General features: G+C 67.6%; 17 protein-coding genes. 10 read left to right on the top strand and 7 right to left on the bottom strand.

The annotated features are described in order from the left end of the window. Position 1: 1 nt before the first annotated feature. The 4 genes from ccoO to AAFF32_RS06465 form a co-directional block, all read right to left on the bottom strand. Positions 2 to 616, bottom strand: a complete 615-nt coding sequence (ccoO, locus tag AAFF32_RS06450; RefSeq protein WP_216960934.1) for a cytochrome-c oxidase, cbb3-type subunit II — start codon at positions 614 to 616, stop codon at positions 2 to 4. Positions 617 to 626: 10 nt separating this feature from the next. Then, complete coding sequence (gene ccoN / locus AAFF32_RS06455) at positions 627 to 2,066, bottom strand: cytochrome-c oxidase, cbb3-type subunit I (protein ID WP_216960932.1); 1,440 nt, start codon at positions 2,064 to 2,066, stop codon at positions 627 to 629. 139 nt (positions 2,067 to 2,205) lie between these two features. Beyond that, positions 2,206 to 2,412 carry a twin transmembrane helix small protein gene (locus AAFF32_RS06460; protein WP_216960930.1) on the bottom strand — a complete coding sequence of 69 codons (207 nt, stop codon included), beginning with the start codon at positions 2,410 to 2,412 and terminating at the stop codon, positions 2,206 to 2,208. Between the two features lie 10 nt (positions 2,413 to 2,422). Then, the gene (locus tag AAFF32_RS06465; RefSeq protein ID WP_342316850.1) at positions 2,423 to 2,749 is read right to left on the bottom strand and encodes a hypothetical protein; all 327 of its coding nucleotides are present in this window, start codon (positions 2,747 to 2,749) and stop codon (positions 2,423 to 2,425) included. 98 nt (positions 2,750 to 2,847) lie between these two features. Here AAFF32_RS06465 and AAFF32_RS06470 point away from each other — a divergent pair, with 98 nt between their 5' ends. Next, complete coding sequence (locus tag AAFF32_RS06470; RefSeq protein WP_342316851.1) at positions 2,848 to 4,272, top strand: PLP-dependent aminotransferase family protein; 1,425 nt, start codon at positions 2,848 to 2,850, stop codon at positions 4,270 to 4,272. Positions 4,273 to 4,322: 50 nt separating this feature from the next. On the opposite strand, the gene hemN (AAFF32_RS06475) is transcribed toward AAFF32_RS06470, so the two are convergent. Next, entirely contained in the window at positions 4,323 to 5,717 is a 1,395-nt protein-coding gene (hemN, locus tag AAFF32_RS06475; protein ID WP_216960925.1) for an oxygen-independent coproporphyrinogen III oxidase, read from the bottom strand. Between the two features lie 144 nt (positions 5,718 to 5,861). On the opposite strand from hemN (AAFF32_RS06475), the gene AAFF32_RS06480 reads away from it, so the two are divergent. Then, positions 5,862 to 6,665, top strand: coding sequence for a lytic transglycosylase domain-containing protein (locus AAFF32_RS06480; RefSeq protein WP_216960923.1), 804 nt, complete (start codon positions 5,862 to 5,864; stop codon positions 6,663 to 6,665). A gap of 19 nt (positions 6,666 to 6,684) precedes the next feature. On the opposite strand, the gene AAFF32_RS06485 is transcribed toward AAFF32_RS06480, so the two are convergent. Continuing rightward, positions 6,685 to 7,182 (bottom strand): hypothetical protein, encoded by a 498-nt coding sequence (locus AAFF32_RS06485; RefSeq protein WP_216960921.1) that lies wholly within the window; start codon positions 7,180 to 7,182, stop codon positions 6,685 to 6,687. Between the two features lie 135 nt (positions 7,183 to 7,317). Here AAFF32_RS06485 and AAFF32_RS06490 point away from each other — a divergent pair, with 135 nt between their 5' ends. The 7 genes from AAFF32_RS06490 to AAFF32_RS06520 all read left to right on the top strand — a co-directional run bounded on the left by AAFF32_RS06490 (position 7,318) and on the right by AAFF32_RS06520 (position 11,402). Next, on the top strand, positions 7,318 to 7,830 hold the full coding sequence (locus AAFF32_RS06490) for a hypothetical protein (RefSeq protein ID WP_216960919.1): 513 nt from the start codon (positions 7,318 to 7,320) through the stop codon (positions 7,828 to 7,830). 2 nt (positions 7,831 to 7,832) lie between these two features. Further along, the gene (locus AAFF32_RS06495) at positions 7,833 to 8,021 is read left to right on the top strand and encodes a CPXCG motif-containing cysteine-rich protein (protein WP_216960918.1); all 189 of its coding nucleotides are present in this window, start codon (positions 7,833 to 7,835) and stop codon (positions 8,019 to 8,021) included. A gap of 303 nt (positions 8,022 to 8,324) precedes the next feature. Next, on the top strand, positions 8,325 to 8,672 hold the full coding sequence (locus tag AAFF32_RS06500) for an EF-hand domain-containing protein (protein WP_216960917.1): 348 nt from the start codon (positions 8,325 to 8,327) through the stop codon (positions 8,670 to 8,672). Between the two features lie 121 nt (positions 8,673 to 8,793). After that, positions 8,794 to 9,513 (top strand): HAD family hydrolase, encoded by a 720-nt coding sequence (locus AAFF32_RS06505; protein ID WP_216960916.1) that lies wholly within the window; start codon positions 8,794 to 8,796, stop codon positions 9,511 to 9,513. A 124-nt stretch (positions 9,514 to 9,637) separates the two neighbouring features. Continuing rightward, positions 9,638 to 10,129, top strand: coding sequence for a hypothetical protein (locus tag AAFF32_RS06510; RefSeq protein ID WP_342316852.1), 492 nt, complete (start codon positions 9,638 to 9,640; stop codon positions 10,127 to 10,129). An 89-nt stretch (positions 10,130 to 10,218) separates the two neighbouring features. Next, positions 10,219 to 10,887 (top strand): hypothetical protein, encoded by a 669-nt coding sequence (locus tag AAFF32_RS06515; RefSeq protein WP_342316853.1) that lies wholly within the window; start codon positions 10,219 to 10,221, stop codon positions 10,885 to 10,887. Positions 10,888 to 10,913: 26 nt separating this feature from the next. Beyond that, on the top strand, positions 10,914 to 11,402 hold the full coding sequence (locus AAFF32_RS06520) for a GNAT family N-acetyltransferase (RefSeq protein ID WP_342316854.1): 489 nt from the start codon (positions 10,914 to 10,916) through the stop codon (positions 11,400 to 11,402). A gap of 20 nt (positions 11,403 to 11,422) precedes the next feature. Here AAFF32_RS06520 and AAFF32_RS06525 read toward each other — a convergent pair whose 3' ends face one another. Then, a complete protein-coding gene (locus tag AAFF32_RS06525) occupies positions 11,423 to 11,662 on the bottom strand; it encodes a DUF2249 domain-containing protein (protein WP_254200205.1) in 240 nt (79 codons plus the stop codon). 165 nt (positions 11,663 to 11,827) lie between these two features. Here AAFF32_RS06525 and hemN (AAFF32_RS06530) point away from each other — a divergent pair, with 165 nt between their 5' ends. Further along, entirely contained in the window at positions 11,828 to 13,228 is a 1,401-nt protein-coding gene (gene hemN, locus AAFF32_RS06530) for an oxygen-independent coproporphyrinogen III oxidase (RefSeq protein WP_342316855.1), read from the top strand. Positions 13,229 to 13,231 lie beyond the last annotated feature (3 nt).

Genomic DNA, 13,231 nt, shown 5'->3' on the forward strand with positions numbered 1-13,231 from the left:
CTCAGCCTCCCCTCGGCGCATGGCGACCGAGACCTTGCAGATAAGCGACGACGGCGTCGAGTTCGGTCTTGCCCTCGACGGCAGCCTTCGCGCCGGCGATATCGGCGGCCGTGTACGGATCGCCGATGGTCTTGAGCGCACGCATGCGGTCTTCGACCTGCGCGCCGTCGACCGTGTTCTTCGCCAGCCACGGGAAACCGGGCATGTTGGATTCGGGCACGACATCGCGCGGGTTCAGCAGGTGCACGCGGTGCCAGTCGTCGGAGTAGCGGCCGCCGACGCGTGCCAGGTCGGGCCCGGTGCGCTTGCTGCCCCACTGGAACGGACGGTCGTAGACCGATTCGCCCGCGAGCGAGTAATGGCCGTAGCGTTCGGTCTCGAAGCGCAGCGTGCGCACCATCTGCGAGTGGCAGTTGTAGCAGCCCTCGCGGACGTAGACGTCGCGTCCGGCGAGTTGCAGCGCGGGGTAGGGCTTCACGCCCGGCAACGGTTCGATGGCTTCGGCCTGGTGCATCAGCGGGACGATTTCCGCCAGACCACCGAAGGAGACGGCCACGGCGATCAGCACCGCCATCAGGCCGACGTTGGTTTCGACTTTCTCGTGAGAATGACTCATCTGGGCGGCCTCAGGCGTGTGCGTTCGCAGTGTCGGGCGGAAGCACGGGCGTCGGGACGAGGTCACGCGCCTGCTGCCAGGTACGGATCACGTTCCAGGCCATCACGAACATGCCGCTCAGCACGATCACACCACCGGCCAGTCGGCCCAGGTAGTACGGATACGTGGCGTTGAGTGCTTCGACGAAACTGTAGGTCAGCGTGCCGTCGGGGTTGGTGGCGCGCCACATCAGGCCCTGCATCACGCCGGCGATCCACATCGAGGCGATGTAGAACACCACGCCGATGGTGTGCAGCCAGAAGTGCAGGTCGATCGCCTTCACCGAATACATGCGCTCCTGACCCAGCAGGCGCGGCAGCATCGAGTAGACGGCGCCGACGGAGATCATCGCGACCCAGCCCAGCGCACCGGCGTGGACGTGGCCGACGGTCCAGTCGGTGTAGTGCGAGAGCGAGTTGACCGTCTTGATCGACATCATCGGACCCTCGAAGGTCGCGATCATGTAGAACGACACGGCGACGATGAGGAACTTCAGGATCGGATCGGTGCGCAGCTTGTCCCATGCGCCCGAGAGCGTCATGACGCCGTTGATCGCACCGCCCCAGCTGGGCGCCAGCAGCACCAGCGAGAACACCATGCCCAGCGACTGCGCCCAGTCCGGCAGCGCGGTGTACTGCAGATGGTGCGGGCCGGCCCACATGTAGATGGCGATCAGCGCCCAGAAGTGCACGATCGACAGCCGGTACGAGTAGACCGGGCGATTGGCCTGCTTGGGGACGAAGTAGTACATCATTCCCAGGAAGCCGGCGGTCAGGAAGAAACCGACCGCGTTATGCCCGTACCACCACTGCGCCATCGCATCGACCGCGCCGGTGTAGAGCGAGTACGACTTGAACGCGCCCACCGGCATCGCCAGGTTGTTGACGATGTGCAGCAGGGCGATGGTGATGATCATCGCGCCGTAGAACCAGTTGGCCACGTAGATGTGCTTGACGCGGCGCTTGACGATGGTGCCGAAGAAGACCACACCGTAGCTCACCCACACGACGGCGATCAGCAGGTCGATCGGCCATTCCAGCTCGGCGTATTCCTTGCCCTGGGTGAGGCCCAGCGGCAGGGTGACGGCGGCGGCGACGATTACCAGTTGCCAGCCCCAGAACGTGAAGGCTGCCAGCTTGTCGAAGGCCAGGCGCACATGGCACGTACGCTGGACGACGTGGTAGCTGGTGGCGAACAGCGCGCAACCGCCGAAGGCGAAGATCACCGCATTGGTGTGCAGTGGTCGCAGTCGGCCGTAGCTGAGCCATGGGAGGTCGAAGTTGAGCGCCGGCCAGTACAGCTGGGCGGCGATGATTACGCCTACCAGCATGCCGACGATGCCCCAGACCACCGTCATCGCGGTGAACTGGCGCACGATCTTGTCGTTATAAGTTTCGGGTTGGGTTTGCATGGGTAGGCACTCCCGAGCGGTAGGCCGGGGTCGGCGGCATGTTAGGAACCCGTTCACATTGGGCGCTTGATCTCGATCAAAGCGCCGGCCACGCCATTCAAACGCAACCGCGCGCGCGCGGAGGACCGTTCGGCGGCTGTCAGGCGCCGACCGCGTGGGGCTGGATGAAGCCACTGGCGATGCCGACGGCGACCATTGCGATCAGGGCGATGGACAACCCGATGCGACGCGTCAGGGCGTTGACCGCGCGCTTGCTCTCACCTCGGTCGGTGAGCATGTAGAACAGCGCGGCGCCGAGGTTGTAGACGATCAGGGCGAGGAATCCGACAACGATCAGGGTCTTCATGGGCAGCCCATCAGGTAGGAGAGAGGGAGGACGCGCGCGCCAGCCAGCGGATGCGAGCGACCAACGCCACCGCCATCACGCCCAGGTACAGGCCATAGGCGATCGAGGTGGCGAAGACCTGCTTCCACATCGGGCCGAAACCCGCGTCCGCGTGCGCCATGCCCCAGTACATGCCGCCGAAAGCGGCGGCCGTTGCCAGCGTCAGCGCAACCGTGTCGAACAGCGAGCGGGCCGGGCCGCGCGGTTGTCGCGGATAGCGCCAGAACAAAACCGACAGCACCGCGAACCACGGCGCGAACAGGATCAGGGCGAGGTGCAGCTGGACGCCTTCGGACACGGCAGGCTCGGGCGGGGGAAGTGGCCGCAGTCTAGGGCGACCGTATCAGTTGAAGTAGAATCAGAATTCGACAGAAAAACCGTATCAGTTGCCTCCCGGTGAAGCGCTACGAAGCCCTGGCCGACGATCTGGCCCGCTCGATCCAGTCCGGCGTCTTCCACCCGGGGGACCGCCTGCCGTCGGTGCGCCAGACCACGGCCGCGCGCCGGCTCAGCCCGTCCACGGTCTTCCAGGCGTACTACCTGCTGGAGGCGCGCGGCCTGATCGAGTCACGCGCGCGTTCGGGCTACTACGTCGCCGCCCACCCGCCGCGCCTGCCGCCGGAGCCCGAGGCCGCGTCGCGACCGGACGGGGACTCGCGTCCGGTGGACGTCAGCGATCTGGTGTTCGAGGTGCTGCAATCGGCGATGCGGCGCGAGCTGGTGCCATTCGGCTCGGCCTTCCCCAGCCCGCTGCTGTTTCCGCTGGCCCGCCTCGGCCGTGCCGTCGCCTCGGCCGCGCAGGAGCTGGACCCGTGGAGCACCGTGGACGACCTCACGCCCGGACTGGGCGAACTGCGCCGCCAGATCAGCCTGCGTTACTTGATCGACGGCATCGAGGTGCCGGCCGAGGAAATCATCGTCACCAACGGTGCGCTGGAAGCGTTGAATCTGGCCATTGCCGCGATAACCCGTCCCGGCGACGCGGTGCTGGTGGAATCGCCCTGTTTCTACGCCGCGCTGCAGTCGCTGGAGCGCAACGGCCTGCGTGCGGTGGAAGTGCCCACGCATCCGCGCGACGGTGTCGACCTGGAGGCTCTGGAGCGGTCGATCCTGCGCCATTCGCCGCGCGCATGCTGGCTCATGCCGACGTTCCACAATCCGCTCGGCGCGACCATGCCCGATGCGGCCAAGCGGGATCTCGTCGCGCTGCTCGCGCGACACGGCATCCCGCTGATCGAGGACGACGTCTACGCCGAGCTGCACCACGGCGCCCAGCGTCCGCTGCCGGCCAAGGCGCACGACCGCGAGGGCGGCGTGCTGCATTGCTCCTCGTTCTCCAAATGCCTGGCGCCGGGCTACCGCATCGGCTGGGTTGCGGCGGGCCGGTTCCGCGAGACCATCGCGCGCAACAAGCTCACCACCACACTCAACACCAACGTGCCGGCGCAACACGCGATCAGCCGCTACCTGCAGGGCGGTGGCTACGACCGCCACCTGCGCCGACTGCGCGCCACGCTCGCCGCGCAGCAGGCGACGTACATCGAGGCCGTTGCGGCCTGCTTTCCGGAAGGCACGCGTGTCACCCGTGCCTCGGGCGGTTACTTCGCATGGATTGAACTGCCCGACGGGCGCGACGCGCTGGCGCTGCACCGTCGCGCGCTGCAAGCGGGGATCAGCATCGCGCCGGGTCCGATCTTCTCCGCCAGTCGCGGCTTCGGTCATTGCCTGCGGCTGAATTTCGGGCATCCGTTCGATGCGCGCAGCCAGTCGGCGCTGGAGTCGCTCGGGGCGCTGGCGCGTACGGCGCGACCGATCGGTTAGCGCCTTTGCTGCTTGGAGAGGGGCGCGCGCGGGCTTTTCGTTGCGTTGCTCTATACCGTCCGCGAGAACCGCGCGGGTGCCGCTTGCGGCTGGCGCAAATACCCGTCGAAGCACATCGCGATCACCCGCAGCAGCAGGCGGCCTTCCGGCGTGGCGACGATGCGTTCGGGCTCCACCCAGACCAGGCCGTCGTCCTGCAGTGGCTGCAGGCGACGCAGGGCGTCGGCGAAGTAGTGCGTGAAGTCGATGCCATGCGCGCGTTCGATCGCGTCGATGGGCACTTCGCCCTGGCACATCAGACGCTGGATCACGTCCGCGCGCAGCTGGTCGTCGGCGCTCAGGCGCAGGCCGCGCCACACCGGCAGGCGCGGTGCGTCGATGGCCTGTTCCCAGCCCGGAAGATCGCGCGGGTTCTGGCTGTAGCTGTCGCCGATGTGGCTGATGGCGCTCACGCCGAAGCCGACGAGGTCGCAATCGGCATGCGTGGTGTAGCCCATGAAATTGCGATGCAGGCCGCCGCGCGCTTGCGCCAGCGCGAGTTCGTCGTCGGGCAGTGCGAAGTGGTCCATGCCGATGTAGACATAGCCGGCGGCGGTGAGGCGCTCGATCGCCAGGCGCAGCAGATCAAGCTTGAGATCCGCCGACGGCAGGTCCTCGGCGCGGATCTGCCGTTGCGGCTTGAACAGCTCCGGCAGATGCGCATAGCTGTAGACGGCCAGACGCTCCGGGCGCGCGTCGATCACGGTGTCGAGCGTGCGCGAGAACCCGTCCAGGGTCTGCAACGGCAGGCCGTAGATCAGGTCGACGTTGACCGAGCGCATGCCGTGGTGGCGACACGCGTCGATGATGGCCAGCGTCGCCGCGACGTCCTGCTCGCGGTTCACCGCGCGCTGCACGTCCGGGTCGAAATCCTGCACGCCCAGGCTGGCGCGATTGAAGCCGGCGTCGGCGAGTTCGGCGATGTCGTCGGGCGTGAGCTCGCGCGGGTCCAGTTCGATGGAGATGTCGCGGTGGGCGGCATCGCTGAAGCGGAAGTGGTCGCGCAGGTCCTGCACGGTCGCACGCAGCTGCGCGGGAGTGAAGAAGTTGGGCGTGCCGCCGCCGAAATGCAGCTGCACCACTTCGCGGTCCGGATCGAACAGGCCGGCCATCATGCCGATCTCGCGCGCCAGTCGCGTGCGATAGGGCTCGCTGCGCGAGCGGTCGCGCGTGATGATGCGATTGCATCCGCAGTAGAAGCAGGGGCTCGTGCAGTAGGGAACGTGCACATAGAGCGAGAGGCGGCTGGGAATCGGATCGCCGTTGCTCGCCTGGGCGGCGTCGACCAACTGCGCCGGGCCGAAGTCCTGGCTGAACTGGGGTGCGGTGGGATAGGACGTGTAGCGCGGCCCCGGCCGGTCGTAGCGGCGCAGCAGTTCGGTCGGAAAGGGCGGAAGGGTGGGCATGGCGCGCAGCCTATCGAGCATGTCGCGGGTCGCTTTGACCTGAATCAAGTCGCTTCCGACCGTGGTGGTTCAGGCCGCGCCCGCCCCGATGAACGGGCGCCCGCGTTGCATCGCCGTTCGGGCGGGGCGCCTAGAATCCGCGCCATGGCCCGGCTTCGCGCTCCCGCCGTCGTGCTGCTCTGCGTGCTGCTCGTGCTCTGTGCGATCGGCCAGGCGCAGGCGCGCACCGTATATAGATGCGTGCGCGATGGCACCGTCAGCCTGTCGACCGCGCCCGAGCCGGGCTCGCGCTGCACGCCGAAGCAGATCGACGACAACGCCGCCGCGGTGCCCAACCTGTTCGGCACCGGCGAGGCGGTGAGCGGCGTGCTCTACGAACGGATGCAGGACGGCAAGCCCGTTTACGGCACGCGCAAGCTGCCGGGCGCCGTGAAGGTGCTGTCCTTCACCGTGCCCGCACCGCCGGGCGAACCAGCGCACGAGGGGCTCGGCCGATTGGGACCGCCGAGGCTCGACCGATATCCGAAGCAGTTCCGCGCCGCCGCCAAAGCGACCGGCGTGGACGAGGCCTGGCTGCGCGCGATCGCCCACGCCGAGAGCGACTTCGATGCCGCCGCCGTTTCGCCCAAGGGCGCGCAGGGCGTGATGCAGCTCATGCCGGAGACGGGCCGCGAGTACGGCGTCACCGATCCGTTCTCGTACGAGCAGTCGATCATGGCCGGCGCGCGTCACCTGCGCGCGCTGATGCGACGTTACGGCAACGACATGACGATGGTGGCCGCGGCCTACAACGCGGGCATCGGTGCGGTCACGCGCTACGGCGGCGTTCCGCCGTATGCCGAAACGCAGGCCTATGTGGTGAAGGTACGCACGCTCCACGGCCGCTATCGCGATGCGCTCGGCAAGCCGCTCGCAAAACAGTCCGCGCGCGGATGGGCTTCTCCTTAGCGAGCGCAGCGGCGGCGCATTACGCCATCGCTTTGGTCGATTCGTAAGGAAGATGCACGGCACCTGCGGTTGCCAGTTGCGATTCGATGCCGTCGAGGAATTCCTTGTCGCCATCGAGCACGACGAGGATGCGGCCTGCCTGGATCTCCTCGTCGAACTTGCGACGGATCGGATCGGGCAGCGATGAACCCACCAGCGCCGATGCCCACGATCCCACCAGCGCGCCCGCCACCGCCGCGGCCGCGGCACCGGCCAGCGTGAGGCCGATCGGCGTGATGACGATGGCCGCCAGTCCCGCCAGCAGTCCCGCTGCACCGCCATAACCCGCGCCGCGCAGTGCAGCGGGAATCAGGTCGGTATCGGCTTCCTTGCGGTCGTTGGGGATCTCTTCCAGCTCGATGTCCGATCGCGCGACGAGCAGGATGTCGTCGTCGCGCACGCCGGCGCCGCGCGCTGCGTTCATCACCGACTGCGCCGTGGCCAGATCGGGCGTGCTGAAAACATGGCGAACCTTCATCGCTCCCTCCCGCACGGATTCATGGCGACGCGATGGCCGAAGCTTTGCCGCGCCGGAGTTACCGGGACGTGATGAACGCGGGCTTGCACATGGCGGTGTTAAGGTGCGCGCATCTTCCGCACATGCGAGCCTGCAATGCGTCCTTCCGCGCGTTCCTCCATTCTTCTCGCCGCGTTGACGGGCGGGATGCTCGTCGCCTGCCAGCCGTCGTCGCCTCCCGCGCAGGAGCCAGCCGCGCCTGCCGCGCCGCAGGTCACTGCCGATACCTCGCAGCAGCCGGCGCGTTCGACCGATCAGCCCGCGACCGACGCACCGACCGTCGCGCCCGCGATTTCACCCGCGGCATTCGCCGACAAGGTGTGGAAGGTGAAGTCGTCCGGTTCGGTGGAGCCCGACACCGTGTATGCCTTCCTCGGTGACGGCACGCTGGTGATCGATTCGCCCAACGCAACGCCGATGCACGGAAAGTGGAGCTTCGAGAGCGGCAAGTTGACGATGGTCGAAGAGGGCATCGCGTATCCGACCGACATCCTCAAGCTCGACGCCAACGAGCTGCATCTGCGCAGCCATAACCCCGGGCAGCCCGTGGATATCGTCTTGACCGCCGCTCCGGGCGAGGCACTGCCGAGCGCCGCACCGGAGAAATGACCATGCTGCCCGCCGTCGAAGTCCTGTGCCCGTACTGCGGCGAACCGCTTACATTGCTGATCGACGACTCCGCCGGCGCGCAGACCTACATCGAGGATTGCCAGGTGTGCTGCCGGCCGATGGTGGTGCGCGTGCGCATCGACGAAGAGGGGGCGATCGACGTCGACGTGGGCAGCGAAGACGAGGCGTGAGCGGGCGCGGAAAACGTTTCCGCTCGGCGCGCGTTGACTTCGGTCGCCGGTGAAGGTTGTGTTCGGTTCAGTTGCGGCACGCGAGGGCAGGCAACTTAACTTCGGTGCGCGTCACATTCCCGGGCCGATCGCATCGACAATCGGCCTCGCGCCTACCGGCAGCGCCGGGCGCGGTGGTTAAAGCAACGTTGCGTTAACACTCGCGCGCGCCGATACGTTCATGCGGAGGTGGGCAAGGTCGATCCGTGCGGCACGCCTTGGGGCAGGCACGCGCAGAACTTCCTTCATTCCAGGAGACACCGCATGACCATCCGCAACCGCAAGCCGCTCATCGCCGCCGCCGCCCTGGTGGCCGTCCTTTCAGCGCCGCTTGCCTTCGCGCAGTCCGCCACCCCGCAGTCGCAGGATCCGGCCGCCGCGTCGGCCGCGCAGCCGGCATCGGGCGCACCGGCGAAGAAGAGCTGGTCGGACGTGGACACCGACAAGAACGGGTCGCTGAGCAAGTCCGAAGCTTCGAGCGTGCCGGCGCTGGGCCAGGTGTTCGACCAGGCCGATGCCGATGCCGACGGTGCGCTGACCGCCGACGAATACAAGGCCTACGTCGCCAAGGTGCAGACCGGTGCCTCGGGCAGCGGCAGCGGCGGCAAGTAACCCGCACACGCGTCATCGATCCCGTCCAACCTGCGCATTGTTGGACTCCGGCAGGGGCGGCTTCGGCCGCCCCTGCTTCGTTGTGTCCGGCCCCGCGCGCGGCGTCGAATAGACTAGGCACATGAGCGAAATCCAACTGATCGGCTTCGACGCCGACGACACCCTCTGGCGCAGCCAGGACTATTTCGACGAAGCCCAGCTTGAGTTCGAGCGCATCGTCGGTGCCTACGTCGACCTGCGCGATGCGCGCGTGCAGGACCGCCTGTACGAAGTGGAGAAGCGCAACATCGCGCTGTTCGGCTACGGCGTGAAGGGCATGGTGCTGTCGATGATCGAGGCCGCCGTGGACATCACCGCCCAGCGTATCGCCGCGCAGGACGTGCATCGCATCGTGGAACTGGGCAAGGGCTTGCTGCGCCATCCGGTGGAGCTTCTTCCGGGCGTGCGCGAGGCCGTGGAAACCATCGCGGCCGACTTCGACGTGGTGCTGATCACCAAGGGCGACCTGTTCCACCAGGAAGCGAAAGTGCGCCAGTGCGGCTTCGCCGATCTGTTCCGCCGCATCGAGATCGTCAGCGAGAAGGACACGGCGACCTACGCGCGGCTGCTGGAAGAGTTCGACCTGCCGGCGCAGCGTTTCGTCATGGTCGGCAACTCGCTGCGGTCCGATATCGCGCCGGTGCTGGAACTGGGCGGGTGGGGCATCCACGTTCCGTACCACACCACCTGGGCCCACGAGAACGAGGCCGAAGTGGCCGATGCCGCCCCGCGCCTGCGCCGCATCGGCAGCGCGCACGAGCTTCCGGCGGCTGTGAAGGCCCTCGCCGCGCAAGCCGGCTGAACGGGTTCCCCAACGCCGGCTGAGCGCTCCCGGCAGACCCCGGCTGGGTTAGAAAATGGTTCATGGCGCCGGTCGCATCTTGGCTCCGGGGCCCGCAGGGTGCGGGCCAACAAGGAGCGCAGACATGGCCACTGTCCTGACCCGATGGTTCGCCCCTGTGGTGCTGGCGGTGGGTGTGGGCGCGGCCGCGATGGCCCCGACGCCCGCGCGCGCCGACGACGACTGGGCGCGCGTGATCGTCAGCGTCGCCGATGTGATCTACCACGGCGGTTATCCGTACTACCGATACGACCGCGGCTATCGCGACCGGCTGATCGTCGTGCACGACTATCGCGGCGCCCCGACCTACTACCGCCGCGTCTACCGGGCGGGCCCGCCTTACGGCAACGCCTACGGCTACTGGAACGCCCCGCGCGGCAACTGCAACAAGCACGGCAAGTGCACCACGCGCTACTACGACGCCCGCTACGATCACCGCTACGACGATCGCCGCTACGGCCGTCACGACGACCGCGCGTATTACTACGGCGACCGCCGCTGGGACGACCGCCGGTATGATCGCCACGACCACCGCGACCGGGACGATCGCCGCTGGCGCGACGACCGCGACGACTGATCATGGCCGTGGACCGCAACGGAACGCCCGCGTGGCGTTCCTTCGATGACGAAGGGAGCTTGCCGATGGCGATGACCTGGAGAGCACGGATGGGCGCGCTGCTGGTGGCGGCCGCGGCCACACTGGGGTGGGGCACCACCGCCTCGGCGCAGGACTACACCTTCGGCTGGAATCCACGCACGGGCGATGTATGGGTGGACACCTGGTTGTCCGACATGAACCGCTACGGCGCGCGCTATCGCGATCCGTTCGTCGACGAGATGGTTCGCTACTACGGCGCGCCCCGCGACCTGGTCAACGACCTGCTCGGAGAGCGTCGCTGGGCGCCGGGCGATGTGTACTTCGCCTGCGCGATCGCCTCGGTGCTCGGCCGTCCGTGCCGCTATGTGGCCGATGTGTGGGAGCGCGACCATGCGCAAGGTTGGGGCGCCGTCGCGCAGGGACTGGGCATCAAGCCCGGTTCGCCGGAGTTCCACCGGCTGAAGAAGGGCTTCGTTCCCAGCTACGACCGCTGGGGGCGGGGCATCACGCTCGACAATGAGCTGTCCCGCGATTTCCCGGGACGTGCGAAGGAGCCCGCCCGGCCGAAAGGCCAGGCCACGGGGACGGCGAAGAAGCACGCTGCGCCGGCCGGTCAGTCCAATGGACAGGGCAAGGGCAAGGGCAACGGCAACGGGCACGACAGCGGCAAGGCGAAAGGACAGGGCCAGGGCCAGGACAGCGGCAAGGCGAAGGGCCAGGACAAGGGCAAGGGCTGAGCCGTCGTGCGGCCTATGATGGCGGCATGAACATCGCCACCCTTCGCATCGTCGATTACGCGCCGCGTTGGCGCGAAGACTTCGCCCGCCTCAACATCGAATGGCTCGAACGCTGGTTCACGGTCGAGCCGATCGACCGTGAAGTGTTGGGACACCCCGAACGCCACATCCTCGCCGACGGCGGCCATGTGCTGTTCGCTGTCGACGGGAACGGTCACGCCATCGGCACGGTTGCGCTCAAGCGCGAGTCGGAGGGCGTGTACGAACTGACCAAGATGGCCGTCGCCCCCGAGGCGCGCGGTTCCGGTGTGGGCCGCGCCCTGATGCAGGGCGCGCTCGACGCCTTCCGCGCGCGCAACGGCCGCGAGCTGTTCCTGGAGTCCAGCAGCAAGCTCGGCCCGGCGCTGGCGCTCTACGAGAGCGTGGGCTTCCGCCATCACCCTGCGCCGCGCCCGGGTTCGCACTACGTGCGGGCCGACGTGTACATGGTGTGGGAACCTGCGGAGCCTCGTTAGGCAGCCGCGCGACTGACCGCTCAGGCCGGACTGTCGGTCACGGTGAAGTCGATGATCACCACGCCGACCTCCCGCTGCCGGTATTCCACACGGATGCCTTCGCCGTAGCGTTGCGCGATTTGTTGCAGCAGCGGGACCGGATCGTGGTCGTTGAAGAAGCGCATCGTCTCGCCGGGCGTCAGTGCGTCCAGCGCGCCGAAGATGGAGGCATGGCGGAAGCGCTTGCTGATGCCGCGCGCGTCGAAGGGGTACTGGTTCATCGTCGTGTCATGACTGGTGGAGTGCATGCCATTCGCGCATGACGGCCGGCGGCGCGGTATGACATGGGTCAAGCCGAACGCGAACAGGTGCGCCAGGGGTGCATGCGTGCTGCTGCTTGATAAAAATCAAGGTGGAACCGGCCCGGGCCACGGACGATGCCGGCCATGGTTACCTCGCGTGTTGTCTTCGATCCCGAGCTGCTCCGGCGCTACGACCGCCCGGGGCCGCGCTACACCTCGTATCCGGCGGCGCCGCAGTTCAAGCCCGGATTCGGCGAAGCGCAGCTGCGCCAGGCCGCGGCGGCGAGCAACGGCGATCCGATTCCACGCCCGCTGTCGCTCTACGTGCACGTGCCGTTCTGTGCCAGTCCCTGCTTCTACTGCGGGTGCAACCGGATCATCTCGCGCGACAAGGCACGCGGCGAGACTTACCTGACGCGGCTGTATCGCGAGATCGGACTGGCGTCGGCGATGTTCGATCGCGATCGCGAAGTGGTGCAGCTGCATTTCGGCGGCGGCACGCCCAACTTCCTGTCAGCCGAGCAACTCGCCGAGGCGGTGGACGTGGTCCGGCATCACTTCCGGTTCGCTGCGCGTGGCCGGCGCGAGTGCTCGATCGAGCTGGACCCGCGCTTCGTCGATGAAGCCTATGTGCGCGAACTGGCCGCAGCGGGCTTCGACCGCGCCAGCCTGGGCGTTCAGGACTTCGACCCGGACGTGCAGCAGGCCGTGAACCGCATCCAGGGCGTGGAGGAAACGCTGCGCATCATCGATGCCTGCCGCACGCACGGCTTCCGCTCGGTGAACGTCGACCTGATCTACGGCCTGCCGCGGCAGACGATGGCCGGGTTCGACCGCACGCTCGACATCACCCTGCGTGCGCGACCCGATCGCCTGGCGATCTACAGCTACGCGCACCTGCCCACCTTGTTCCGGCCGCAGCGGCAGATCAACGAGGCGGACCTGCCCACGCCGCAGGCCAAACTGGCGCTGTTGCAGCAGGCGATCGAACGCCTCGGCGAAGCGGGCTACGTCCACATCGGCATGGACCACTTCGCACTGCCGGGCGACGACCTGGCGCTCGCGCAGCGACGCGGCGAGCTGCACCGCAATTTCATGGGCTATACCACCTGCGCCGACAGCGACCTGCTCGGCCTGGGCGTCAGCGCGATCAGCCACGTCGGCAGCAGCTTCAGCCAGAATCCACGCGATCTGCCGAGCTGGGAGCGCGCTATCGATGAAGGACGCATGCCGGTGTGGCGCGGCATGCAGCTGGACGACGACGACGTGATCCGCGCCGACGTCATCCAGCAGCTGATGTGCCTGGGAGAGATCGACGTGACGGCCACCGAGCGCCGCCACGTCATGGACTTCGGCGTCTACTTCGCCCAGGCCCTGGCGAAGTTGAAGCCGCTGGAAGAAGACGGACTGGTGGAGGTGGGTCCGCATTGCATCCGCGCGACCGAGCGAGGTCGCCTGCTGCTGCGGGTGCTGGCGTCCTGTTTCGACCGTTACCTCGCGGCACCGCCCGGGGAACGGCCGGCGCCCTTCTCGCGGATGGTGTGAGCG

It is taken from the genome of Lysobacter sp. FW306-1B-D06B (assembly GCF_038446665.1).
In the GTDB taxonomy this organism is placed as follows: Bacteria; Pseudomonadota; Gammaproteobacteria; order Xanthomonadales; family Xanthomonadaceae; genus Lysobacter_J.